The sequence below is a fragment of the Candidatus Nitrosocosmicus sp. T genome (assembly GCF_054408485.1).
Genome location: NZ_CP166992.1, coordinates 566,196 through 590,608 on the forward strand (window position 1 = coordinate 566,196; position 24,413 = coordinate 590,608).

The 24,413-nt window shown below is 34.9% G+C and carries 27 protein-coding genes and 1 tRNA gene; 13 read left to right on the forward strand and 15 right to left on the reverse strand.

Annotated elements, in window-relative coordinates:
- The first annotated feature begins 58 nt into the window (after positions 1-58).
- A complete protein-coding gene (gene nadA / locus AB0A59_RS02950; RefSeq protein ID WP_458746331.1) occupies positions 59-1,009 on the forward strand; it encodes a quinolinate synthase NadA in 951 nt (316 codons plus the stop codon).
- Between the two features lie 301 nt (positions 1,010-1,310).
- On the opposite strand, the gene nadC is transcribed toward nadA, so the two are convergent.
- From nadC to AB0A59_RS02965, 3 genes are read right to left on the reverse strand one after another with little or no spacing between them, the layout of a single operon-like run.
- On the reverse strand, positions 1,311-2,255 hold the full coding sequence (gene nadC, locus AB0A59_RS02955) for a carboxylating nicotinate-nucleotide diphosphorylase (RefSeq protein WP_458746333.1): 945 nt from the start codon (positions 2,253-2,255) through the stop codon (positions 1,311-1,313).
- Between the two features lie 12 nt (positions 2,256-2,267).
- The gene (gene spt4, locus AB0A59_RS02960) at positions 2,268-2,456 is read right to left on the reverse strand and encodes a transcription elongation factor subunit Spt4 (protein ID WP_458746335.1); all 189 of its coding nucleotides are present in this window, start codon (positions 2,454-2,456) and stop codon (positions 2,268-2,270) included.
- Between the two features lie 24 nt (positions 2,457-2,480).
- Positions 2,481-3,131, reverse strand: coding sequence for a DNA-directed RNA polymerase (locus AB0A59_RS02965; protein WP_458746337.1), 651 nt, complete (start codon positions 3,129-3,131; stop codon positions 2,481-2,483).
- A gap of 158 nt (positions 3,132-3,289) precedes the next feature.
- Between AB0A59_RS02965 and AB0A59_RS02970 the strand changes: the two genes are divergently transcribed.
- Both AB0A59_RS02970 and AB0A59_RS02975 read left to right on the forward strand, forming a co-directional pair.
- Positions 3,290-4,363, forward strand: coding sequence for an Mrp/NBP35 family ATP-binding protein (locus AB0A59_RS02970; RefSeq protein WP_458746339.1), 1,074 nt, complete (start codon positions 3,290-3,292; stop codon positions 4,361-4,363).
- 94 nt (positions 4,364-4,457) lie between these two features.
- Positions 4,458-4,967 carry a GTP-dependent dephospho-CoA kinase family protein gene (locus AB0A59_RS02975; protein WP_458746341.1) on the forward strand — a complete coding sequence of 170 codons (510 nt, stop codon included), beginning with the start codon at positions 4,458-4,460 and terminating at the stop codon, positions 4,965-4,967.
- Between the two features lie 289 nt (positions 4,968-5,256).
- On the opposite strand, the gene AB0A59_RS02980 is transcribed toward AB0A59_RS02975, so the two are convergent.
- From AB0A59_RS02980 to AB0A59_RS02995, 4 genes are all read right to left on the reverse strand, one after another.
- The gene (locus tag AB0A59_RS02980; RefSeq protein WP_458746343.1) at positions 5,257-5,388 is read right to left on the reverse strand and encodes a hypothetical protein; all 132 of its coding nucleotides are present in this window, start codon (positions 5,386-5,388) and stop codon (positions 5,257-5,259) included.
- A 95-nt stretch (positions 5,389-5,483) separates the two neighbouring features.
- The gene (locus AB0A59_RS02985) at positions 5,484-6,395 is read right to left on the reverse strand and encodes an adenylate/guanylate cyclase domain-containing protein (RefSeq protein WP_458746345.1); all 912 of its coding nucleotides are present in this window, start codon (positions 6,393-6,395) and stop codon (positions 5,484-5,486) included.
- A 257-nt stretch (positions 6,396-6,652) separates the two neighbouring features.
- Entirely contained in the window at positions 6,653-7,537 is an 885-nt protein-coding gene (locus AB0A59_RS02990; protein WP_458746347.1) for a hypothetical protein, read from the reverse strand.
- Between the two features lie 204 nt (positions 7,538-7,741).
- A complete protein-coding gene (locus AB0A59_RS02995) occupies positions 7,742-8,194 on the reverse strand; it encodes a hypothetical protein (protein ID WP_458746348.1) in 453 nt (150 codons plus the stop codon).
- A gap of 757 nt (positions 8,195-8,951) precedes the next feature.
- Between AB0A59_RS02995 and AB0A59_RS03000 the strand changes: the two genes are divergently transcribed.
- The 4 genes from AB0A59_RS03000 (at position 8,952) to AB0A59_RS03015 (ending at position 11,718) form a co-directional block, all read left to right on the forward strand.
- Positions 8,952-9,590: a hypothetical protein gene (locus AB0A59_RS03000; RefSeq protein WP_458746350.1), complete on the forward strand. Its 639-nt coding sequence runs from the start codon at positions 8,952-8,954 to the stop codon at positions 9,588-9,590.
- Positions 9,591-9,895: 305 nt separating this feature from the next.
- Positions 9,896-10,870 (forward strand): iron-containing alcohol dehydrogenase, encoded by a 975-nt coding sequence (locus AB0A59_RS03005; RefSeq protein ID WP_458746351.1) that lies wholly within the window; start codon positions 9,896-9,898, stop codon positions 10,868-10,870.
- 73 nt (positions 10,871-10,943) lie between these two features.
- The gene (locus AB0A59_RS03010) at positions 10,944-11,546 is read left to right on the forward strand and encodes an SRPBCC family protein (RefSeq protein WP_458746353.1); all 603 of its coding nucleotides are present in this window, start codon (positions 10,944-10,946) and stop codon (positions 11,544-11,546) included.
- 83 nt (positions 11,547-11,629) lie between these two features.
- A tRNA-Lys gene (locus AB0A59_RS03015) sits at positions 11,630-11,718 on the forward strand.
- Positions 11,719-11,798: 80 nt separating this feature from the next.
- Here the strand turns inward: AB0A59_RS03015 and AB0A59_RS03020 are convergent.
- Both AB0A59_RS03020 and AB0A59_RS03025 read right to left on the reverse strand, forming a co-directional pair.
- Positions 11,799-12,704 carry an alpha/beta fold hydrolase gene (locus AB0A59_RS03020; protein ID WP_458746355.1) on the reverse strand — a complete coding sequence of 302 codons (906 nt, stop codon included), beginning with the start codon at positions 12,702-12,704 and terminating at the stop codon, positions 11,799-11,801.
- Between the two features lie 363 nt (positions 12,705-13,067).
- Entirely contained in the window at positions 13,068-13,766 is a 699-nt protein-coding gene (locus AB0A59_RS03025; protein ID WP_458746357.1) for a plasmid partition protein ParG, read from the reverse strand.
- Between the two features lie 50 nt (positions 13,767-13,816).
- Here AB0A59_RS03025 and AB0A59_RS03030 point away from each other — a divergent pair, with 50 nt between their 5' ends.
- A complete protein-coding gene (locus AB0A59_RS03030; protein WP_458746359.1) occupies positions 13,817-14,641 on the forward strand; it encodes a class I SAM-dependent methyltransferase in 825 nt (274 codons plus the stop codon).
- A gap of 24 nt (positions 14,642-14,665) precedes the next feature.
- Entirely contained in the window at positions 14,666-15,487 is an 822-nt protein-coding gene (locus AB0A59_RS03035) for a hypothetical protein (RefSeq protein ID WP_458746361.1), read from the forward strand.
- 619 nt (positions 15,488-16,106) lie between these two features.
- On the opposite strand, the gene AB0A59_RS03040 is transcribed toward AB0A59_RS03035, so the two are convergent.
- The 4 genes from AB0A59_RS03040 to AB0A59_RS03055 all read right to left on the reverse strand — a co-directional run bounded on the left by AB0A59_RS03040 (position 16,107) and on the right by AB0A59_RS03055 (position 18,900).
- Complete coding sequence (locus AB0A59_RS03040; RefSeq protein ID WP_458746363.1) at positions 16,107-16,448, reverse strand: hypothetical protein; 342 nt, start codon at positions 16,446-16,448, stop codon at positions 16,107-16,109.
- Between the two features lie 592 nt (positions 16,449-17,040).
- Positions 17,041-17,724 (reverse strand): alpha/beta fold hydrolase, encoded by a 684-nt coding sequence (locus AB0A59_RS03045; protein WP_458747542.1) that lies wholly within the window; start codon positions 17,722-17,724, stop codon positions 17,041-17,043.
- A gap of 102 nt (positions 17,725-17,826) precedes the next feature.
- The gene (locus tag AB0A59_RS03050; RefSeq protein ID WP_458747543.1) at positions 17,827-18,528 is read right to left on the reverse strand and encodes a class I SAM-dependent methyltransferase; all 702 of its coding nucleotides are present in this window, start codon (positions 18,526-18,528) and stop codon (positions 17,827-17,829) included.
- 3 nt (positions 18,529-18,531) lie between these two features.
- Positions 18,532-18,900 carry a hypothetical protein gene (locus AB0A59_RS03055; RefSeq protein WP_458746365.1) on the reverse strand — a complete coding sequence of 123 codons (369 nt, stop codon included), beginning with the start codon at positions 18,898-18,900 and terminating at the stop codon, positions 18,532-18,534.
- An 88-nt stretch (positions 18,901-18,988) separates the two neighbouring features.
- On the opposite strand from AB0A59_RS03055, the gene AB0A59_RS03060 reads away from it, so the two are divergent.
- On the forward strand, positions 18,989-19,657 hold the full coding sequence (locus AB0A59_RS03060) for a hypothetical protein (RefSeq protein ID WP_458746367.1): 669 nt from the start codon (positions 18,989-18,991) through the stop codon (positions 19,655-19,657).
- Positions 19,658-19,723: 66 nt separating this feature from the next.
- On the opposite strand, the gene AB0A59_RS03065 is transcribed toward AB0A59_RS03060, so the two are convergent.
- Positions 19,724-20,170, reverse strand: a complete 447-nt coding sequence (locus AB0A59_RS03065; RefSeq protein WP_458746368.1) for an SRPBCC domain-containing protein — start codon at positions 20,168-20,170, stop codon at positions 19,724-19,726.
- Positions 20,171-20,469: 299 nt separating this feature from the next.
- On the opposite strand from AB0A59_RS03065, the gene AB0A59_RS03070 reads away from it, so the two are divergent.
- A complete protein-coding gene (locus AB0A59_RS03070) occupies positions 20,470-21,186 on the forward strand; it encodes an alpha/beta fold hydrolase (protein WP_458746370.1) in 717 nt (238 codons plus the stop codon).
- A gap of 607 nt (positions 21,187-21,793) precedes the next feature.
- On the opposite strand, the gene AB0A59_RS03075 is transcribed toward AB0A59_RS03070, so the two are convergent.
- The gene (locus AB0A59_RS03075; protein WP_458746372.1) at positions 21,794-22,228 is read right to left on the reverse strand and encodes an ester cyclase; all 435 of its coding nucleotides are present in this window, start codon (positions 22,226-22,228) and stop codon (positions 21,794-21,796) included.
- A 160-nt stretch (positions 22,229-22,388) separates the two neighbouring features.
- Here AB0A59_RS03075 and AB0A59_RS03080 point away from each other — a divergent pair, with 160 nt between their 5' ends.
- Both AB0A59_RS03080 and AB0A59_RS03085 read left to right on the forward strand, forming a co-directional pair.
- Complete coding sequence (locus AB0A59_RS03080) at positions 22,389-23,339, forward strand: VOC family protein (protein ID WP_458746374.1); 951 nt, start codon at positions 22,389-22,391, stop codon at positions 23,337-23,339.
- 232 nt (positions 23,340-23,571) lie between these two features.
- Positions 23,572-24,162, forward strand: coding sequence for a nitroreductase family protein (locus AB0A59_RS03085; protein ID WP_458746376.1), 591 nt, complete (start codon positions 23,572-23,574; stop codon positions 24,160-24,162).
- Positions 24,163-24,413 lie beyond the last annotated feature (251 nt).

A 24,413-nucleotide genomic window follows, 5' to 3' on the forward strand; every position in this document is an offset into this window, starting at 1 on the left:
TCAAAGACTAAATCACCATTATTTAAATTGAAGAATCTCATAATTTGATCTGCAAGTAATGTCTGTATTGAAACTAGACTACACGAAGGAAATCCAAAGACTAAAAAAAGAAAAAAATGCAATAATTTTAGCTCATAACTATCAAATTTCTGAAGTTCAAGATATATCTGACTTTGTTGGAGATTCCCTTAAATTATCTAGATTAGCCAAAGAAACGGATGCCTCAATTATTGTATTTTGCGGTGTCCATTTTATGGCTGAAACAGCGTCAATAATAAGTCCAAACAAGAGGGTGTTGATACCCGATTTAGAAGCCGGATGTTCACTTGCTTCTTCTATCAATCCACTAGAACTCTTAAAATGGAAAAATGAAAATCCGGATGCTATGGTTGTAAGTTATGTGAATACCTCTGCAGAGATAAAGGCTCTATCGGATTATTGCTGCACATCCTCCAATGCAGTAAAGGTAGTACAGAGTATTCCAAATAAAACTCCTATTCTGTTCTTACCTGACATGTTTTTGGGAGCTTATGTTGAGGAAGTAACGAAAAGGAATAATATCAAGATATGGCCTGGTGAATGCCATGTTCATGCTGGTATTACTGACAAAGATATCAACTCGATACTACAAAAATATTCAAAAGCCGAATTTTTGGTTCACCCTGAATGTAGTTGTACTTCTTCTACACTATATCATATATCTAAAGGCGATATAAATAGAGATTGTAAAATATTATCGACAGAAGGGATGATGAAGGAGGCTAATTCATCAAAAAATAATCAATTTCTAATAGCCACAGAAGTGGGAATACTTCATAGAATGCAGGAAGAAAATCCATCCAAAGAATTTATCCCTGTAAAAAAAGACGCAATATGCAAATATATGAAAAAAATAACAATCGAGAAAGTATACAATTCACTTCTCAATGATGTTTATGAGGTTAAAGTTCCTGAAAATATAGCAAAAAAAGCAATGATACCGATAGAAAGGATGCTTGCCATCTCTTGATCTGTCCCATCCTTCCATCTCGTCCCATCTCATTCGTATGCTTTACCGTATCTATAATGGAGTTGGAATTAGAGTAGAGTTATACTCCTAGTTAGATTTAATCCAATGCAATTGAGAACTGCATACATCCACTAGGTAGTTCGCATTCACCAAACCTAATACTAATAAGAATTACAATTACTCTCAGTGATATCGTTACTTTTACTATCATAAATACTATTACAATTAATTAGGTTTATCATAGCTCATTAAAATTGTGAAAAATAATTTAGACGGTCATTTGATACATATGCATATAACATTACCCGGGAATTTCTAGGCTAAAATCTATTGATTGAACTGAATGAGTTAATGACCCAATAGAGATAACGTCTGGTCTAGCTATGGCATAATCATAAATATTATCTAAATTTATACCCCCGGAAATTTCAATAATGATATTATCACGCAAGCCTAATTTTCTAATTCTATCAAGCGACTCTTTGACCTCTTCTGGTTTAAAATTATCTAACATTACTATGTCGGCACCTGATTTTATCGCTTCAACTATGCCACCAAAATCAATTACCTCGCATTCTATTTTTCTTTTATTTCCATACACCGACCTGGCCTTTTCAATGGCTTTTTTCACAGAACCAACAACTGCGATGTGATTATCCTTTATTAGTATAAGTTGATCAAGCCTTGCTCTATGAGAGATACCGCCTCCTATTACCACAGCCTTTTTATCAAAATACCTTAATCCCGGAACAGTTTTTCTTGTTGAGGCAATTCTTACAGTTTTCGATAATTCTTCTAACTTTTCTATAAATTTATTAGTCCGCGTAGATATCCCGCTCATACGCATTAAAAGATTGAGTGCTGTTCTTTCTCCTTTTAGAATCGACCTTGATGACCCTTCTACACTTAGCACATCTGTACCTTTTGCAATTTTTGCTCCGTCATCTACTAATAGGGTGGCTTCGCAGCCGCAAATATCAAAAATAATTTTAGCCTCTAAAAGTCCGCTAACTATTGTGCTTTTTCCATCGTTTTTGCAAATTATTGTTCCTTTAGAGGTGGTTCCTTCTGGAATCAGTAAATTGCTTGTAATGTCTCCGGTTCCAATATCCTCATTTAGAAAGCCAACCAGAGCAGCCCTTTTTTCTATTTCGGATTTGAACGGTTGAACCTGCTCCTGTTGCTCCTGCTCTCGATTTAAATCACTAGAGTTTGAATTATAAAAAAAATTGTTATGATTTTTCAATTCATTAAATTATTATGTAACCTTTAAAGCATATTTGTGTGGAACAGATATTCCTAGTGTAGCTGCAACCTTTGATTTTTCTGGATGAAGTATCAACATAATTCCGAACCAGTCTTTGGATAGTTCAGTAGACTTGCATACTGGGCACATTTTTCCTGTAGTTAAGGCCTTGCATTTTTTACAAGCATATTCTCTTACCAACACTATCACTACTCAGTATAATTTTTATCTCTTGTCTTTTTTTGCTGCCTTAACATATGAACTATCTGCACCTTTTTTGTCTGCATTGCTGTTCTTACCGCTGGAATTTTCCCCACTTGCTCCTCCTTGCGCACGTCTTATCTCTTTTTCCACCCATTCTAGTGCTCCTAGAAACGGTTGCCTACATGTGATTCCTATTTTACCCATTGATGCGCTCTTTCCTAAGCTAATTGCTGTGATTCTTGCACGAATTTTGGAGCTTATCCGTAAAGTCTTTTCAGATTGATTTGATAATATTAAACCTTGTTTCACATCGCTTTTTAGGTAGTCATCTGTGATCTGAGATAAGTGTAAAAGAGCGTCGGTTGGACCTATTCTAACAAATGCACCAAAATCAGTAATTTCTACTACCTCACCCTCTACAACCTCGTGAAGTTTTGGATAAAACGTTAATGCGGTAAAATTTACTTTGTGATACGTAGCTCCATCCCCAGCAATAACCTTGCCTACAGAGTGGGTTTCTGCATCAATAATCAAAATTACGTACCCTAATTCTGCATTAACCATACTTTCATATTTTTCTTTTAGGATACCAATTGCAGTTAACTTTAGAGAATTAGTTAGCTTACTAGGAGGAATTCTTACTACATCGGACATATGTGCTATAGCAAACATAATAAAGATAAAAGATATCCAGAACTATCAGTTTATGAACTTTATGTTTTTTTTGATTAATTATGTGAGAAAAGTTAACTTGCCATTTTGACTATTTTCATTATCGCTTTTGAGAATGAATGATTTAAATAGAATAGTTACTCGATTTTTATATCGTCATGGTTACTGTAGATAAAGTCATTAGTGCCTTAAAGAATGTTAAAGATCCAGAATTACACAAAGATATAGTGTCTATGGGTATGATAAAAGATATTACTATTAATGAAGATAAACTTGCTTTTACATTAGAATTAACTACGCCTGCTTGTCCATTTAATAGCGAAATTGAACAGGATGTGAGAAATACTATTACAAATTTGGGAATCAAGGATTTGGACCTTAAAGTCACGGCCAGAGTAATGGAGGGCAGGACGATAACTATGGATCAAATTTTGCCTGGAGTGAAAAATATATTAGCTGTTGCAAGTGGGAAGGGTGGTGTTGGAAAAACCACTGTTTCGGTAAATTTAGCCGTAGCCCTTGCAAAAACGGGTGCTAAAGTTGGCATATTGGATGCAGACGTATATGGACCAAGCGTACCTTTGATGTTGGGACTAAAAGATGTCCCCGAGGTTTTAGAGGGAAAAATTCAGCCCCCAGTTACTGAAAATGTTAAAGTAATGTCAATGGGATTCTTCTACGAACAGTCTCAACAAGCTGGAATATACCGTGGTCCTATTATTGCAGGTATAGTAAAACAGTTCATAACAGACGTAAATTGGGGCGAACTTGATTATCTTATTATTGATTTGCCACCTGGTACTGGGGATGCTCCACTTACCATGGCACAAACAATACCAATTACTGGAATCCTTGTTGTGACAACGCCTCAAGAGGTCGCTATGAATGTAGCCGTAAAATCAATCGGTATGTTCAACAAATTAAACATACCGATAATAGGTGTGGTAGAGAATATGAGCTATCTTAAATGTCCTAATTGTGATGAAAAAATACATATATTTGGAGAAGGCGGAGGAATGAAAATTAGTGAACAGTATAAAATTCCATTTATTGGCGAAATACCTTTGACAACTCAGATCATGAAAGGAAGCGATAGTGGAGTATCTGTTCTAATTTCAGAACCTACGTCTGAATATGCCCAGGCTTTTAATAAAATCTCTAAAATAACCGCAGGAAGAATAAGTGTTATTGCATCAGAATTGATGGATCAAGAAAAAGAACAACAAAAATAGAGTTCTGCTTTATATTCATTACCCGAAAACCCTTAGATATTAAAAGCAAACAAAGAAACTCAATCTTATAAAATTTTAAAGGTGAGAAAAAAATTTGAAAATAGATCAATCCCAATTGGATCTTCTAAAGGAGCCATTTGGGGTATTAATTAAAGATGTTGATATCGATAAAGAATTCTTAAACCGAGAAATTGGTCGTGCACACAAGATTATAACGGTAGGAGATACTACTACTGAAAAAATGGTACGTTTGGGATATATCCCTGATATCTCGGTTGTAGATGGAAAGGAAAAAAGGATCAAAAAACCCAAAATATTTGAGTATCCAATAGATAAAATTTTACATTTCAATAATAATCCCGGAGAATTGAATGAATATGTGATTGCAGAGATAATGAAATTAACTCAAAGCAAATTAGAAAGCAAAATCCAGTTCATTATTGAGGGTGAGGAAGACTTGGTTGCACTTCCATTCCTAATGTATTCTCCAGATAATTGGGTTATTTGTTATGGACAACCCAACGCTGGTTTGGTAATAGTACGAGTAAACGAAGACTCTAGAAATAGGGCCAAGTTAATATTTAATAAAGTCTTTAACATTTAAGCTTCAATAATGCAGGGTATGATGATACGGTGGCTGTATGAATGTATAAAAAGATGATTTGATTTTACCATTTACTGACCCTGAATTTGTTTTTTTAGTTATATTATTAGTATTCATCCTAATTCGTTTTCAACAAAGAATAGTGAATTATGAATTGATCATGACTAAAAATTATATAGGTCAAATTAAATTAAATTAAATTAAATTATTAGTAGAGCATTTTTGTAGTATTTTTTTTGTGTTTGCAATATTCTTTTTTTATAAATATCTATATGATCTGACCACCCTGTTAGCAATCACATCCGCAACCATCCCTGCTGTTATCAAAAGTATCCATACCGTATTTCTTCATACAGGCATTGCATACACTTTCGGATTCATTACTTATGACTGCATCACAAAATGAACATACTTTGGTCATATACTATCTATAGTATGATTAAAAATAAAACCTTATCTGAATTTAATACTATCCTCTTGTTATTTTTTCTTTATAATAATGAATGGATCATGTGCTTAGGCGCGGTTGCTGTAAAGCTTGTATATCGTTCCTGTCTCATCACTGATATAGTTCCAGTTTTCAGGATTGATGTCTACGAGAGAAAAATATTCTTGTTCCTCTTTTGATAGAACATCATAAATCAGCTGTCCTACTATTATATTATTAACCTTGGCATGAGTAGTCATTTTGGTTGCAATACTAATGGTATATCCTAGTATATCGTAAGTTGGTCCCTTATCAGATATCAATTCACTGGTTTTTTGAATGGTTTTATAATCATATCGTGTTAAGTCGCTTACATTCTCTATATATGGATAATATTTTACGATCACATTATCACCGTAATCAATGCCGATTCTAACACCGATTTCAGGATAGTCATACTGGCTAAAAACAGGGTTAAATCCTTGATTGATGACTTTAATCATAGTACGGGCGCAATTTATCGCGTTAATGCAGAGTGTATACAAATGGTTAGAACTAACATTAAAAAAACCTATTATTGCATCACCAATGTATTTTAAAACATATCCTCCATAGAGGCGGATTATCTTGGTCATCTCTTGACAGAAAGTTTGAATTATTTTAGACACTCTTTCTATAGGGAGGTTCATGGACAATTTTGTAGACCCTACTATATCGATATTTAAGATTATCAGTTTAATTTTTTCATTACTATAACTGCTGAGAATTTCTTGTGTTTCTTCAAAGGGGGCAGTAAAAATGGGATCTGATTGTAAGGCTTTCCACATACTTGATTGGGAAGCTGTAATAATTTTTTGAATATCTATTAGAGCGTCAACGTAAAAAACAGAGGCATTATCCACCTTTTTGTTACCAATTAGCCTGTTATTCTGATGATCTTTTTTTTCTATTAAATTCTTGATAACATCTTCTACTTCCTCTACCTCAATATCTAACTGCAAGGCAATAATCTCTTGAGGAATTCCGGAATCAAATAGATTTACAACCGTTTGATGTTGCTCATATTTGTCAATTTTCGTTATTTGATCCTTTTCTAAATTCTTTTCATCTGATTGGGAAATTCTCTTTTCACCTACAATGATATTAAATCATGGTTAAAAGTTTATAGCAGATTATCATTTATAATTTTTGTTGAGCACAACGATTCAATCCAAGTAATTAGCTCTAAATCGCATAAATATTGAAATAAAGACAAATTCTAATTTACACGCTCAAGTTCTTTTGACTTTTTATAAAGTTTTTTTACTGGAGTATCTGGGTTACCTATATCACTAACGCCGCTTGCATCATCACTACTACCATCATCCACACTATCGCCATCACCGCCACCATAACTAACACTATCTTCTTCATCATTACCGCCCAGTCTTTTGAGAGTAGTCAAAATCTCTTGCTCTATTTTCTCTATCTCTGGATTTGTATTTTTTTCTATAGGGAAATCGTTATCAGTTATACATTTGTTTAGGGGTTCGTTATCGTTCTGTTCAACGTTTATTGGTTTGTCCTGAGCCGTCGAATAATAAGGATTATTCCTGGTTGATACCCGCATAGATGGATCGTAGTCAGGAGAAAGGTACGATTTGGGTGTAATCGAGGGTACTGACGTCTTCGATGTGTATATTGATTCTACTGTCGAGGGAGAATGCAATACTGTCCCTGGTATTGGTATAGAATTATTTTTCAAAATATTTGGTTTAGGTATTGTACTTTGTCTTGCATCTATTGTTTCAGAATCTGTCATCGTTTGATTTTCTAATGTGGGATCTGTTGACTGATCTAACGAATCTGATTCATAATCAGTGGATTCTTTGAATCGATAATTACAGGCCGGATCCTCAATAGAATCTACGGATGAACCAAATTTATCCTGATTTGTGGATATTGTTAGGACTTGGTCATATAAATAAGATAGTTTTGATTCAATATTGCTAATTTTATATTCGATTTTTTCATTTAAGCTAATATTTTTTAGATGAATTTTATTTATTTTAAAGTAAATAATCAATATAATCAAAGCAATTGCGATAGTTTGAGCAATAATTGCAACTACCAATAAATCGGATGTATTTTCAAAGCCGAGCATTTTAATAAACAATAACGATAAATTTTTTCTTGCTTTTAAGTCTAATTATTCGATTAGTTGAGTGGTGATCACACGGCTGTGATGTTTTTCGTATTCATAAGTAGACTCAAAACAATGTTTTTGATTTTTATATAACGTAAATTGGCAATTTGGCATGTAGATAGGTAGGTAGGCAGGTAGAAAAAATGCCTAGGTAAGAGGAGACTAGACATTCCATTGAATATAATCTGTATTTCTGATAAGATACGTAATTCGTTTAAAGACGCTTTTTGCATCATCTCCACATCCGTATTGGGAATAAAAATTGTTTCTTATATAGCAGGATTTTGAAAATTTCTGATCGACTAACTGGACATCCTGGTATTTGATCAAGCCCAGGTTTATTTTGATCAGATCTTTGATTACTTGGTATAATCCCTTTCTTGAGGCGTATGCTTTGTCTATCTTTATGTACCAAAACATTCTGGTTGGGTCCTTGGAATAATTGTTAAATACTAATTCCTTAAGTTCGAGGGACCTCTCAATATCAAAATGTCCTAAAATTTCTATTTTTCTTTTCGATAGACGGTAAACAGCTTGAGCAAATTTTGAACAGGACGAACAATAATTATCATATATTAGAACGGGAAAATGAAACTTGAGGTCTTTTTTTTCCATATCTATTATTATACACTCTAACTTTTATTTTATTAACAATTAATATCTAACCTAAATCTCTACACAAGTTACTACCCTCTTTTGTTTCAACTTTCGAGGCTTCTAAGAAGTCAGATTATGGATATCGTATTCGATCGCTTGCAGAATATGATAATTATAGCACCTATCCTCTAGGAATTTCTGAGCACATATACCAGAGCGAAATAAAAGATTGACATATAATCTAATTATAACCTATATTCGACTGGACCATATGAAAATTGGATTATTTTGGGATAAAAATAGGCAATTTTCATACTGTGGAGTTGTTGATGACCATCGGTTCTTGTCAGATAGCCGTCAGATAGCCGTCAGATAGCCGTCAGATAGCCGTCAGATAGCCGTCAGATAGCCGTCAGATAGCCGTCAGATAGCCGTCAGATAGCCGTCAGATAGCCGTCAGATAGCCGTCAGATAGCCGTCAGATAGCCGTCAGATAGCCGTCAGATAGCCGTCAGATAGCCGTCAGATAGCCGTCAGATAGCCGTCAGATAGCCGTCAGATAGCCGTCAGATAGCCGTCAGATAGCCGTCAGATAGCCGTCAGATAGCCGTCAGATAGCCGTCAGATAGCCGTTAAAGACAGACACTGCTTAACTTGGAATGGTAAAATCATCATCAAAATTTTGATATAAATACTCTTTTTTTGTTATATATAACATGTATAAGATTGGGAAAGGCGATTCCTCAAGCAATAGAGGTCAGTCCTTAGAGGCTGGTTGAGAGGTATATCGCGTGACAGCATAGCCATAGAGAACAAAATAGGGTATCGCAGTGTTTCTACCATAATTGATCAATTCCGACTCCAAATAGCAGATATGGATTTATTGAGAGCAGTTTCTATAGAGTTAAGAAAGAAGGACCTTGATCTATATCAGTTAGGTGCCTCTATTAGATTGAAAAGGAAATTAGACAAGATAAACTTACCAGAAGAACAAATAGAAAATGTCCTTGAGCAAATGAGCATCCATTGCTTTCAGGAAGATACTGATATTGAACAATTCTTTGTCCAGATCGACAAAGTTACACAGATGTCTAATACTCTTGGTATTTCAATATTTGATATTTCAGAAATCATTGAAAGAGAAAAACGGGAATTAGCCCGATTAGATGAACTGATATTCATTAATACTAAAGAAATTAGTAGACAGATAGTAGAGGAAGGAATTACGAAGAAAGACTTGGATGAATATAGAATGACAAGACCGCTTGCAGACAGAATAAAGCAGCTGGAGTGGGAATCAAAAGAGAAGGATCGAATTATAATAAATATACAAAAAAATATATCAAAGCTTAGATTGAGGTCTGATGGACAAGATGAAATTGTAGTAGATCTAAGAAAATCCTATTTAGATTGAAAGCAGGTCAAAAAAATTGGGAAATATTTAATTTCCTATGCACTATGCAAGCGATCCCAGATTATAAACATGGATTAAAGGTATTAAATTGAGACAGAAGTGTGAGGATATAGTTTAAGTTCGAGTTGACAGTATGATATGACCAATGGACAAATTGTATGTATTGGAGTTTGATGTTGCCTATAAAAGCAATAAACTAGGTGGTCTGATTCCGCTGTTGTCAAAATAATCATGTGAGCCACTATATAGTCATCAATCATCCCTATCAATGAAATGGATTGGATATATAGAAGAAAATATTTAAATTGAAAAAAACATTTCAGGGTAATGTGTGGAAGATTTTAATTCCAAAAAAAATAGCATACGGGGAAAATGCAGCAAAGGAATTTGATTACCCTGAAAATGCGTTAATAATAACAACTACTGAGAGCAAGATTTATGAAAAATGGATAGAGTATATGGGAATAAAAAATTATCACATTTATGATAAAGTCACTCCTGATCCAGCTATTGAAACCATTGAAACCATAAAAAATGAATTTGATGGAAAGAATGTGTCCTGTTATATTGGGTTGGGCGGTGGAAGCTCACTAGATGTATGCAAATACTTGAGCAAGATGACTGGAGTCCCAAAAATTCTGATACCTACTACATTTGGAACGGGGGCCGAAATGACCACTTATGCTGTGATTAGTTTTGATCATAAGAAGAAGCTGTTACAGGATGAGGCTTTCTTAGCTGATGCTGCTGTTATCGATCCTTACTTTTTACCTGGGACTCCTTTTAATATCATGCGTAATTCTGCATGTGATGCAGCAGCACAAGCTTCTGAAGGATATGATAGCAAGTTAGGAAATCCACTAACAAAACTATTTTGTAAAGAGGCATTTGATATTCTAGAGGATGCCATAATTAACGACAAACCTGAGTTATTACCTTATGGTGCAATGCTTTCAGGCATAGGCTTTGGCAACTCATCAACTACATTAGGACATGCCTTATCTTACGTATTTTCTAATGAAGGGGTGCCACACGGCTATTCTTTATCTTCGTGTACCACTGTTGCCCACAAGTTTAACGATTCTATCTATTATGAGAGATTCAAGAAAATATGCCAAAAACTAAAATTTGAGCCCTTAAAGCTTACGCAACCTCTCGATGCCGCAGCAGACGTTATTATGCCAGATAGAGGGCATTTAGATAACAATCCAAAAGAAGTTACTAAACAGGACGTTATAAAATGTCTTGATGAGATTGTAAACAGTAATCCGCTTGCATAAAAAACTCGCTCACTTTTTTATTTATGGTTAGGAAAAACTATAAATTCATATTAATTATTTATCAAGTTATCTTATGACTACCATTAGTAAGAGTATGGACATTGCTGCACCCCTGAGCGAAGTTTTCACTTATTTTGCAAGGCCAGAGCATATGGCAGATCAATTTCCAGAAAATATGGGTCTAAACGTAATTCCATTAGAAGTTAAGAACGGATTTGGAGTAGGTACAATTTTTAGAATTAGCGGTGATTTTGATGGCAAGAAATTAGAATGGGATTGTGAAACCATTGATTACATTCCCCATAAAAAAATAGTTGCAAAAATGATTGAAGGGCCGTTTAAACATTGGCAGATTACTGTTGATTTTGATGAATTAGAAGAGAAAAAAACAAGAACAACATTAACTGTCGAATACGATATGCCCATGGGACCTCTTGGAGGATTGCTTGACAAGGTGAAGCTAAAGAAAATAGCTGAAAGAGGGATGGAAAACGGCTTGTACAGAGTTAAAGCATTGTTGGAAGGCACCGGCTCAATTCCAGTCTATATAACTCTAGAAGCCTATCGAAAGGTCTTAAAAGAGAAAGAGAGGCTGAAATGCTCAGTTTCTGAGGCAATTGTTGATATAATAAATCAAAATCAACAACAAGCAACAACAGCCAAACCAATCCAATAATTTTTTGAATCTATTCTAATATTTATTCAGATAATTTACTTAGTTTAGTTTAAATAGTCTTTAACTAATTTCATTTAATCGTAGGGTTCGTAGCTCAGCCAGGTAGAGCGTCTGGCTCTTAACCAGATCGAAAGAGGTTAAAATGTCGTGGGTCCGAATCCCACCGAACCCGCTACCAATATTAGTAACATTTTAGAACGCGATAAAATATTATATAATTCTAAAAAAGGGATTATGAAATTTTTACACCCATCATGGCATATGGGAATTTTCTAGGAAAGTTTCTACTACACCACTAAACTGTTCTGGATATTGATACATCAATCCATGACCAGCTCCATTAATTTGGACGTACCAGGCTCTTGGAATAAGTTCTGCCATTGTAAGAGAATTTGGTGCAGGAGTAGCTGCGTCGTCAGTACCTACTATAACCAGTGTTGGTTGAGTTACAGTTTTTAGTCTATCACAAGTACTTGATGAACTGCCTGCCGCTGCAATCTGATTGTTAAGCGTTTCATTCAGAACTGTCTCTGTAGATTTTGGAATACTTTCCAGATAATTTGGATTTTCATTGCGCCATTCCTCTGGGAAGAATAACGGTACTAGTCGTGCTATTCTTTCTTCGGCAGTTCCTGTTCCATTCATAAACTCATTACGAACTTCCTGACTTTGTGGTACTGAATTTGGATTACCGCAACCTATTGCATAAAGAATAAGTCTTCCAACCTTATCAGGATAAGTTAGTGTCAATTCCTGAGCAATTCTTCCGCCCATTGACCATGAAAGTACATCCGCTTTCTGGATGTTTAATGCGTCTAGCAAGCCCGCAGTGTCATTTGCAAATAATGATATCGAGGGCTCTTCTTCACCAGAAGTTGTGTTTCCCATTCCTCGGTTATTAAAAACAATTACTGTATGGTTGGCTGCAAGGGTTTCTAACAAGGTGGGGTTCCAACTGTCCATATTGAAGGAGTAACCATTTATCAGTATGATGGGGTCACCTTCACCAAACGTCTTGTAAGCAATGTCTATGTCTCCTACACGAACTTTTTGTACAGGGATGTCCTGAATGTTTAGAGTATTTGTATTTTCATTACTCCCACCAGTGTTATTTGAGATCATTTGACTTGGTTGTTGGCTATATGCAAAATTAGCCAAGGGTGCAGCAATAATGAGAAGTGATAAAATAATACTGACGATAAGCATGTTTCATTGATGTCTGTTGATAATGTTATTTAAGGACCAGTGTCATTATCTTTTAGAATTTACTGACCTTTAGCTTTGAATAATTCATTTTTATTTTTAGTAGACTCATGAGGATATCCTCATGAGTTCCACCGAACCCGCATTGTATACGGAACTTAATCCCACCGAATTGATATGGTTCGTGAAATTTACCCTAATACAAACAGAATGAAGGGAATTGGCTCTTTATTTAGACCAGAACTTTGTCTCCTTTTTGATTCTTACATATTAATTCTAAAACTTGTCCATTTTTTATATTGTCGTATAATTTTACAATTAACTTAAGAATAATTTATGTATACTCTCTTTAGTCAAATGCAACTTGAATATTTGATCATCATTGAGAATAAACACCTGGTCGTGTGATTCAAACAACTCTATCATTTCTGATGTAGATGCATTGAAAAGATTGGTCATCTCGTAGGCACAAAATACCAGACCCTCTAGTCTATTCTTATCATATTGTTTTTCAAGAGAAATTGCTTCGGAAATTGAAGAAGTTGCAATATCGTTAATGAGAAAATCCACCAAACATATTTCTTTATTATTAGAATTCTGCGATATGTTTTGCAATATGTCTTTAATATGTTTCATTTTATCTTTTTGAGATTGTTTGTACTGTACTATCGTTCCGTCAAACCAATCTAGTTTTTCTAATGCTTCGGTAATTAAAGTATTTGAAGAACGGGCAAAACATTTGAACCATTCGTCTTCTCGAGTCATCTTATCTAATGACTTGATCAAGTGTTGGATAGACTCTTCGTTATCATAAAGAAGTAAATGATGTCTTTTTGGGATTTCATCCTGTTTTTTTAGCCACTGATCCACGGCATCTTTTACAATTGAATTGATGGAGACACCTTTCTTTTTCGATTGATTGCCCAATTGCGAATGAATCTCATCGTCGAAGCCTCGAATTATCAAATTTCGTGTCATATCTTTATTTACCTGGTCGTGTCTTATAAGTGATATCACGCTATCAACTATAGAAAACTATATATAATATGATATCGTGATATCAAACTATGAGCCTTATAAATAAAGAAAGTGAAAAAGAAAAATCTGTGAACACTAAAGCTGAGAATGTTTGGAAACTGGGAGATTACCGTAGCATATCTACAATGCTTCCACCCATTTCTGCTCATTTGATCAGATTGCTGAATGTTCAATCGGGAGAATCCGTTCTTGACGTGGCATGCGGTAATGGTAACACAGCAATTACTGCCAGGAGAAAGAGTGCAAAAATAACTGGAATCGATATAACATCTGAACTATTGGATATTGCTTCAGAAGAAGCGAAAATAGCGTTACTAGATGATATAGAGTGGAAAGAGGGTAATGCCCAGAACTTACCATTTGAAGATGAATCATTTGATGTTGTCCTTTCAACCTTTGGGCATATGTTTGCACCCCAACCTGATCTTGTCAGCAAAGAAATGATTCGTGTAACAAAGAAAGGTGGTAGAATAGGCTTCGCAACATGGCCGCCCGAATTGGCCATTGGATCAATATTTAGAGTAAATGGTAAATACCTACCGAAAAATCCTGATGCACCGCCCTCACCAATACTTTGGGGAATTCCTGAAGTTGTAAAAGAGAGATTAAATGGAATATCAGAAATCTACTTTGAAAGAGGAACAGCAATATTTCCTATTCTTAGTCATGGTCACTTTTGGGAGTTTATGAGCACAAAATATGGCCCATTACTTAAAACTATCCAACTATTAAAGAATCAGGACAATACTAATCAAATTAATTTGTTTAGAGAGGATTTCTTACGTGCTATAGATCCATATGTTGTAGAAAATAGTATAAGACTAGGTTACCTTTTGACGGTAGCAAGAAAATAAAACGTGATTTAAGTGGTAAATGAAATGAAAAATATGCGTGAATTTATACGGATGGTAATTAACCCTATATTGACTACTAAAGCAATAAACTGTCGTAAAGAATCCTCATATAGTGTATTGAAATCTCGGTTACTTTTAGTAACTTTGTTAGGTACAATAATGATCACATCTGTTTCTCCAAACGTCCAAAATTACGGTGTGAACACATTAAACTATGTTTTCGCACAGGGGAATCTAACCAGCGGTTTACAACAGTTCGAATTTAATGAAGATCTCCAAACCGCTCTTCCTAATGATGACGAACAAGATGACAGCGAAAATGCTCCAGAACAGGCATCTAATGAAGAGTCACAAACTACGTTGCCAGAAGAGCATACATTAGAAGAACAATCATCATCGACTGAATCTACTTTGAACGAAAACAATACACTCATTATTGATCCAAGTGACCCCCGTCTTATTGGAGAGGTGGAGTTAACCGATTTGAAGACTATTCCTCAAGAGGTTCGTGTTGGAGATGAATTTAAAATACAAGCTACCATAAAAAATGGTCTAAATGAACCGATAACTTACACAGGAAAAACATGTGGAGAATCACCACTAAACGTAAAGTACGATGACAAGGTTACTGTTACACAATTACTCCATTGCAATGCAATCAGCACTGACACACTTGCTCCAAATGAAATGGCTACTGTGGAAAGTAGAGGATATGAGATAGCTACAGCAATTAGCCCTGGAACTTCAAACGTGGATGTAGATCTTTACTACAATGCTGGAAATAGCCCTAACCAAGGAATAGTTACACGATCGTTTAGCTTTGATGTAAATGACGAACGAAAATAAAAACACTTTCTTATCCGATTAAATCGGGCTCTATTATATTTTAAGGACATTCATTTGTAGGCATAAGTAAAAAGCAAACCATAACATACCTAACTTTGCTATTTTTCTTTACTAAAATTCTGGATGGTTCGCGGTTTCGATTTTTAGTACCATAGCATCAATTCCTCTAATTTTTTTCGTTAAAAATTCAGCTGATTTGATTCGAATGAATATATCATCAATTCCCTAAGGTTTTCCGTAAGTATTTTCATATATAATATCAAGAAGAAGGACTTAGTTAATTCTAAGTTACAATGTTAAGTACACAATATATAATATAAAATAGGAAAATTGTATAAAGTTATTCTGTACCTAGTTTAATTTATTTAGTGGAAATTCTTTGGTCCAAAAATTAAACTGGTTGGATTAAATTAAAAATAAAATAATATCCTAGTTAGAATACATGACTAAACCGATTGTAGAATTAATATTAAAGAAAAAGTGATTTAAAACTTGATTCGAGTCCATTCTTAATTAGTTAGAATAGGATATTATAATCTCATTGTTAATTTGGTATTAATAGTTTTAAAATCTAATAGCTATCAAAAAAAAGAATAGAAGGTTGCCCACTTCTGGTCTATTAATATTGCACTGGGTCCATTATAAGCTCTCTTGGGCCGCAATCACTTGGAGGTGCAGCAATTTTACAGGTAGTACAATATTTATCACTAAGTATTTGACCATCAACTTTTACTCGTGTACAACAGGTTACGGGACCGCCGTCGTATTTATAATCGCATCTATATTTACCTTGTCCAGATTGTTGAGGCGCATTCTTAGATGGGGTCGACTGGTCGTTTGAGGATATCGGTCCATCTTGTCCAGATTGTTGAAGCGCATACGCCGTATATAAAGAAGTTGAACTATAAACTGAAACCGCAAGAATTGATATTGTAACAATCAACACTATCAGTTTATTCATCCTTGTTGTAAGACCTCCTCGTAAGTGCTCTCTTTATTAGTTGTCTGACATTCTCATTTATTTGATATATTTTTTCCATATAGTGATATCACGATATCAGATATATAAATCTAACTAATTATGATATCACGATATCATAAATCTAAAACAATTGAATTATGAGACATAAAATTAAAGAGGTATATTCATTTTGCTTAGTATAATAAGTTTATCAGGTACAACTGGAATTAATTTGGAATTCAAAATGTCGATGATCAACGTTCCAAACTATCTTCTTCGCTTAGATGAAAAATACTTCTTTACTCTAAAATGTGACGCTCTATCGAATTTTAAACAAGTCATCATTCACTTTTAATGGTATTAGAATTCTACAAATATAGTCAACCTCATTACAATGCATTGGTATGACCATAGCCAAAAATTAATTGTTAGTAACTGTTCCCATATTCCGCTTGAATTAAAATCTCTGCCGTGCCAGTTTTAAATTTTAATAATAATGATTTTCCGTTAGTTAAGAGGACGAAAGAACAACGAAGTTATTAAATTAGAGACTTGAAATTTCTATAGTGAGACAAAATTTGGCTTATTATTATTATTTTTGTACTTTTTCAGCGGCTTGCAGGATAAAGTCTGCAATTTTATCTGGGTTTGATATAAGAGATGCATGACTACAGTTAATTGATATGGTAGCTGCATTTATTTGATTTGCAAATTTCTGTTGTAAGTTTAACGGAATCAACTGATCTTCTGTAGATATCTGGTACCATGAGGGAATTTCTTTCCAGGCGGGAGGGCCCGATTTTGCTTCAAGAATAGATTGATTAATCGGTTTTTGTACGGCTTGCCAGATGGCCACCTCAGAATGATTAACATCGTAAGCCATTACATCATGGAAAAATATTGGATTCAAGCACAAAAATCCACCGCTATCACTAATCAAAAAGTCTTTTGGAAACAGGGTAACGTCGATATAGTCAGAGATGGATTCACCCTCATTTGGTGCAAATGCGGCAATATGGACTAATCCGTTTACTTTAGGATTATTGTGTGCAGCATTAGTCGTTACAAATCCACCGTAAGAATGGCCTACAAGAAGTGTTGGTCTACCCATTAAGGCGATTGCACGAGTAACCGTAGATATATCATCGGTTAATGAATGTAGAGATAATTGCACTGCCATGACATCATGACCTGCTTCTTTTATTATAGGGATAACTTTATGCCATATACTTCCGTCGCTAAATGCTCCGTGAATCAAAACTATATAGGGTAACATCGTATTCAAATTGTTAGATGATTGTATATGGGATATAGCAACATTTTGTTTATATTACGTCCATTTTTATAATTATATCTGCCTGACATGCCAATTTATCCCTTAGGGTTTAGCCTCAAAGACCATGTTGAACGGTGTTTGAGTTGCCAATCTGACTTTAGAAAAACCTGACGATTTTATTAACTCCATTATTTTTTGCTTGCCTGCTTGTGCTCCCAAGGCTGGACCATTCTCATTTAAAGAAGCAGGAACACATACCACTGAAGATACCGAGTAAAATACTCTACCAAGAGGATTGAGATTATCCTCTAATTTATCATTTGCAAAGGGTTCCACTATCATCAACGTACCGTTTTTTTTCTTTAGTGTTTGAAGGACATGTTTAGCAGCTCCTGCTGGATCACCCATGTCATGAAAGCAATCAAAGAATGCAACCATGTCATAGTCATCACCTGGATAATTTGTAGAGTTTGCTATTTCAAAGGAAAGATTTTTTAGGCCTTCTTTTTCGGCTTCTTTTCTTGCCCATTCTATTGAGGGTTTGTGAGAATCAAATCCTACGATTTTTGAGTCAGGATATGCTTTTGCCATCAGAATTGATGAAGCACCATGTCCACATCCAACATCTGCTACTATAGCTCTTCCGCTTTTTAGCTTTGATTCTACGTTTTCAAGCGAAGGAATCCAGCTATTAATCAGATTTGCAACATAGTTTGGTTTAAAGAATCGCTCCGTTCCTTCGAAGAGATAATGATGATGATCTCCCCATCCAAGTCCTTTTCCAGTTTTAAATGCTTCAATAATTTTTTAGTCATCCTTAAAAAGACTAACTAGAGATTGGTAAAAACCTGCTACATATGCGGGGCTATTTTCATCAGTAAGTGCCATAGCATGCTCATTGGGCAATATATAGGTACTATTATTAGGATTGTAAATAATATAACCCCCAGCTGCTTGACCTGAAAGCCATTCTTTTATCATACGGGGATGTGTTAGGGTTTTTTCTGCGAGTTCTTCAGCTGTCAATTCCCCCGCCCCTGCCATTGCCTTAAATAACCCCAGTTTGTCTCCCACGAAAGTAATTAAAGCTCCTTCTGCTGCACCCCAGTCGTTTACAACTCTTTCGATAAATTTATTTAGTTTTTCTTGATCAATTTCATTCGTTAATTGATTCATAGTATTGCTATCACGCTAGCATTATTTAAAGCTATCCAATTTGATAGCATGCTAGCACTTATATAATCATAATTGCTATAATAAAGTAATGGTGCATACTCTAGTCATTCGAGGATTTGATCATGACACACACTCACAATTGGGAAATCTTTCCAGAGAAAAAGGAGTATCTATTAACTCAATTGTAAAAGACGCTGTAGATCAATGGCTAAAAAAACAAAAGGAGATACCAAAAAGACATCATTTACTTCTATATGAAGATGATAAGTCGATGATCCGCTTGCTAAAATTAATGGATAAATTCATGTCAGGTGAAGATAAATGGTTCAAGTGTTTCATACCTTCATCTAATTTAAGATATGTTGAATTATTACGCGGTTTAGATTGGTATGATACTAATGACGAGAATATACAATATGATCATTCTCAAAAAAATACAATAGAATACTTTAATTATACTTTACAAAATATTGTGAAAAAATCCAAAAATAGAGAACTATGTTGTGTAGACTTTCTTCTTAACGATATTGCAAAATCAGATATTAAAGAGACTCTTGAAATTGAAAGAGCGTACAATCAAAACAAGTTAAGTGGGCTCGCTTTCTGTCCTTACAAAATAAAGGATTTATCAAATACAACATTATCAGATATTATTGCAATATTTGAAGCCCATCAACAAATTTTTGTAGTCAAAGAAGATGAATTATACAAGTTAAATATTACCAAAGAAAACATTCATAAACTATTCTTGAGTTAAAATGAAATATATAAAGAAATAACGACTGGCCACATGTTCTTAAATTATTAACTTCGAATTTGGTCGTTAGTAAAAAAACTCTCTTAGGTTCTTCCCATATTCAAGATATACCTTTAGACTACATAACATCTGTGTCCACCCCATACAACTAATATGAGATTCATCTACCGATTCCTGGGTCATTGTCTTCCATCCACTCTGTGAAAGTATAATCCGAGTAGCATTGTTTGCTATTTTTTCAAATCTAATTTTTTGTAGAATACGAGTGTTCTTTTCAGCTTGACTATTCCATTCAAAAATAATCCTTTGATTCTTTACAGATTGAATGACAAAGATAGATATCTCTTCTGGAGACTCCTGAAATCGCCATTTAATCTCTCTACCTTCATCTATTGGACTACTTGCACCTCCTGTAGTAAAATATTTACTTAATTTATCCGGATTATATATAGCATCAAAAACTTTGTCAATTTGTTTATTTATTTTTGCTTGAACAGAGAATCTTAAAACCATAACCTAGTCTGAATTAGTATATATGTTATATTATAAGCTGAATATCTGGAATCAATATTAACGGAATCCATCTTTAAGGACTGATATCGTCCTGAAGCCCACCAGGCCCATTCGGAAATTAAATCATTTTGAATAGATTTGGTGAACATGGCGAAACTGTATGAGCTTTACGAGAAGGCGATGTGTATGATAAAAGCTTTGTTATTATCTACATATACTGTTCTAAGGATTGTTTTGATTCGTAGATAACATGCCTCCATCACTTAAACTTGAAATAGTTTAGGGCTTATTCCTGTGATATGGTAGTTTTCGTCCTAGTGCATGGGACCGGGTGCGGGGGATGGTGGTGGCGCTTTTTAGTACCGTTGTTACGTGGCGCAGGTTATGATGTCTATACACCAACACTAACTGGAATAGGAGCCAGCTCGCATCTCGCTCATGAGCTAAATAGAATAACATTAGGTACAGATATCAAGGATATAACAAATCTGTTATTCTATGAAGACTTATCAGATGTTGTGCTTGTAGGTCATAGTTATGGAGGGATGGTAATTACAGGAGTAGTGGCCGAAGAGTCACAGAGACTATCTCATTTAGTCTACCTGGATGCTTACTTACCTTTTGAAGGAGAAAATGAGGTTGCACTATGGCCACCAGTTCAGAAAGAAAAATATCTTTCTGATATTGCTTCTGGTATCAAGTTTCGCTCACCCGTAAAGTCATCTGATCTCGGAATAACCAACCCCGAAATGTCCAAATGGGTCCAAGAAAGGCTAGCACCTCATCCATATAGTACCTATGAGGACGCCCCTCCTTCTGGTTCTCCACAGAGTGCTTCTATTCGTAGAACCTATATACATTGTACACAGGGACCTATTTCATCATGGATGGACCCATTTTCTGCACGGGCCAAAAAACTTGGATGGGATGTACATAGCATGAATGTGGGTCATGGTGTAATGATTACACATCCTGACGAGCTAGCGAAAATCCTCATTCAAATAGTAAAGCGGTAACTAAATCAAGAAATTCAAATCTTAATTGTATTTTAATAGTTTTTGGATTCGTTGAATAGGAGATGAAATAGATCTTTAGGATATGTTCTTAAATGTTGATTACAGGCAAATTTGGCCCTCATCCGACCCGGTCCACACAACGGTTTGATGTCTTATTTAATATCATTACGTTAGAAAACTATTCTAAAGATTATCTTTTATTGTTTGCCTTGTATTAATTAATTTTAAATGTCATATGGCGACTACATGATATTTAATGGAGCCATATCATTCACCCAGAGACACGGAGTCATTCTTCGTAATAATTATGAAAGTTACGCGAATGTTTTCAATGTAAGATTCTATTTCTAAAGTCGGTATCAATATTAATCCCCTCCGTCCATTATCTAGAATCGGGTGGTAGAATATAGTCAAATTTGTTTCACATACCACCGAACCCTTATACCATACGGGACTTAATCCCACAGAATAGCGGTTGATTGTAGGGAAGACACGGGTCTGGATAATATCGAACCCAAAAAACGAATTTATGGTAACGATGATGTATAATAACAATAAATAATTTAAATGAAAATTATAATTTTAATTTATATATTGGTATAATTATTTACATAGCACCAATTTGTTTCATCATCCCTACTAAATCGTAAAAGAGCTTTTCCTCAACTATTTCCTCGTTTTTCCAATGGGCAACTGTACAAAACTCGATTTGGAATCTTTTGTTTGTAGGTTCGATAGTTTTTCCATCCATTCCTTTCAGCGGTCCCTTAAAGGTTCCAGTGAAGTTAGCTACAGAGCAAGTCCATTCTCCTTGACCAAATAATATCTTGTATGGGTCATTGTCAATGTGATTGTCAGGAAACGCTTTGAAAAAATCTATTGATTCATTCTTGTGGTTGTCCCTTCCTTTGGTTGGCTGTGGCTGTCCGGGCCAATATATTTCTGCACTTTCGGCGTGGCATTTGATAAAGGTGTCCCAGTCTTGACTATTCCATGCATCATCCAAAGTCTTCATCAATTTTAGGTTACCGTCTAAATCCATATCTGTTATTTGTAAACAAAACAAATAAGATTATACAAGTGTAGGTATGTTCTTCAAGATAACTACTATGATAATCATCATTCTATAATACGATCTGCGGTTGACTAGGTGAGTATTGATTAACTTTTGGTATTAAATATATCGGATGTGTAGGCTATATGTGAGCATTGACACTCCCCGTGAATTTATAGTTAGTCCGTCTCTGAAAGTAGATCACGTTCATCTGAAAGTGTCTAATTTACATGAGACAGTTAAGTTTTATCAATCCACCCTAGGGTTTACTGTTTTGGAAATTGATTCAGGCAGAGATCTTGCGTATTTGGGACCTGCCAAGTCGACATCCGGAAAGTCATCAGCGCTATTGGTTTTAGATCAAGTGGATAGCGATAAGAAGGCATATAGCACTGATAGAGAGAGGCGAGAAGCAGGACTTTACCATTTTGCTATATTGCTACCTCAAAGAAAATACCTCGCATCATTTCTTCGCCATATTCAGAATAACCTAGATCCACAGTTTTACGAGGGCATGGCTGATCATGGAGTGTCGGAGTCTATATATCTTCATGATCCAGACCATAACGGCATCGAAGTTTACAGGGATAGAAAGCCATCTGAATGGAAATGGACTGGTGAACACAAAATACATATGGTAACAGAACCATTGGATGTGAACAATCTTTTAAACCAACACAGCAACGAGATGTGGAACGGTTTTCCTGTCCATACTACTATTGGGCATGTACATCTTCATGTCTCTAACCTCATAAAGGCAAAAAAATTCTATCATCAGTCGCTTGGACTTTACCATACGGCAACATATCCAGGAGCTTATTTCTTTGCTGCAGAGGGTTATCATCACCATATTGCAACAAACGCTTGGCTAGGAACAAATATTTTACAAAACAGTGCTGATAATCATAGTAAGCCAGGACTTGAACACTACGCATTAAGGATAGCCGGTGACAACGATGATCTAAAAAAACTATTGAACCATTTACGTACAAATGAGATAACTATTAATAAAGATATAGACCATTCCGATAAAAGACATGATTCTTCATTTTATATATATGATCCTGATGGAATAAAAATACAATTATTATTTTGCTGAATTGTCAAATGAAATTCATTTAGAATTTGGTTCATTCATAATAGTCTGTTTATGAATATCATTAGTCTATAGGTAATTAGATCTCCTCTCATATTCGTACCCTGATATCTCCTATTCCACAGTTTCTTTGTACAGATACATGTGATTCTAAAGCCTCTTCCTTTTCTGTGGTATTTTATTATTCGCTAAATGGATATATCAGGTTTTAATAATATTTTCCTAATAGTTATTCATGCTTAATACAAAACCCGAAAATGCCAGAAAAGCTGGTCATAACATCAATTCCATTTTTACTGATAGGTGGTCTCCTAGGTCAATGACAGGAGAGGAAATATCTGATGATGAATTGATGAGCCTCTTTGAAGCTGCAAGGTGGGCTCCTTCTTCCTTCAATAACCAACCATGGAGATTAATATATTCAAAACGAACAGGTAGTCATTGGTCCAAATTTTTAGATCTATTGAATGAAGGTAACATGACCTGGGCTAAAGATGCTGGTGTTTTAGTAGTAATAATATCTAGAAAGAACTTTGAATATAATGAAAAACCCTCAATAACTCATCAATTCGATACAGGTGCTGCATGGGAGAATTTGGCTCTGGAGGCCTCGATAAGAGGAATTGTGGCACACGGAATGCAAGGATTTGATTATCAAAAAGCCAAAGATATTTTGAATATTCCTGATAGTTTTGATGTCCTGGCAATGATTGCAATAGGCAAGAGAGGTCCGATAGATAAACTACCTCCAAAGTTACAGCAGGTAGAACATCCTAATGGAAGAAAACCGTTAAAAGAGATTATTATGGAGGGAAGTTTTAGATAGGTACCTTAATATAAATTTAAAAGAACATGCCAGAGAGGAATCTCGATGGACTGCATGAAAATTCCCATCTAATGAATTTTGAAACTTGATAAGAGAATAGTTTAAATTCTCTGATGTTGATTCTTGAAGATATTCATATAGTAAAATAATAAAAATATATATAAATTTATCATATCAGGTAACGAAAATTCTGTATCAATTATAGTTTATGATGGTCTAATTCAATCAAATGTTAAGATTATGTTTGTCTG

Coding starts and splice junctions, on each gene's coding strand:
- nadA (WP_458746331.1), top strand. CDS start 59: ATGTCTGTATTGAAACTAGACTACACGAAGGAAATCCAAAGACTAAAA.
- AB0A59_RS02965 (WP_458746337.1), bottom strand. CDS start 3,131: ATGTTTGCTATAGCACATATGTCCGATGTAGTAAGAATTCCTCCTAGT.
- AB0A59_RS02970 (WP_458746339.1), top strand. CDS start 3,290: ATGGTTACTGTAGATAAAGTCATTAGTGCCTTAAAGAATGTTAAAGAT.
- AB0A59_RS02980 (WP_458746343.1), bottom strand. CDS start 5,388: ATGACCAAAGTATGTTCATTTTGTGATGCAGTCATAAGTAATGAATCC.
- AB0A59_RS02990 (WP_458746347.1), bottom strand. CDS start 7,537: ATGCTCGGCTTTGAAAATACATCCGATTTATTGGTAGTTGCAATTATT.
- AB0A59_RS02995 (WP_458746348.1), bottom strand. CDS start 8,194: ATGGAAAAAAAAGACCTCAAGTTTCATTTTCCCGTTCTAATATATGAT.
- AB0A59_RS03010 (WP_458746353.1), top strand. CDS start 10,944: ATGACTACCATTAGTAAGAGTATGGACATTGCTGCACCCCTGAGCGAA.
- AB0A59_RS03030 (WP_458746359.1), top strand. CDS start 13,817: ATGAGCCTTATAAATAAAGAAAGTGAAAAAGAAAAATCTGTGAACACT.
- AB0A59_RS03035 (WP_458746361.1), top strand. CDS start 14,666: ATGAAAAATATGCGTGAATTTATACGGATGGTAATTAACCCTATATTG.
- AB0A59_RS03040 (WP_458746363.1), bottom strand. CDS start 16,448: ATGAATAAACTGATAGTGTTGATTGTTACAATATCAATTCTTGCGGTT.
- AB0A59_RS03045 (WP_458747542.1), bottom strand. CDS start 17,724: ATGTTACCCTATATAGTTTTGATTCACGGAGCATTTAGCGACGGAAGT.
- AB0A59_RS03055 (WP_458746365.1), bottom strand. CDS start 18,900: ATGAATCAATTAACGAATGAAATTGATCAAGAAAAACTAAATAAATTT.
- AB0A59_RS03060 (WP_458746367.1), top strand. CDS start 18,989: ATGGTGCATACTCTAGTCATTCGAGGATTTGATCATGACACACACTCA.
- AB0A59_RS03065 (WP_458746368.1), bottom strand. CDS start 20,170: ATGGTTTTAAGATTCTCTGTTCAAGCAAAAATAAATAAACAAATTGAC.
- AB0A59_RS03070 (WP_458746370.1), top strand. CDS start 20,470: ATGGTAGTTTTCGTCCTAGTGCATGGGACCGGGTGCGGGGGATGGTGG.
- AB0A59_RS03075 (WP_458746372.1), bottom strand. CDS start 22,228: ATGGATTTAGACGGTAACCTAAAATTGATGAAGACTTTGGATGATGCA.
- AB0A59_RS03085 (WP_458746376.1), top strand. CDS start 23,572: ATGCTTAATACAAAACCCGAAAATGCCAGAAAAGCTGGTCATAACATC.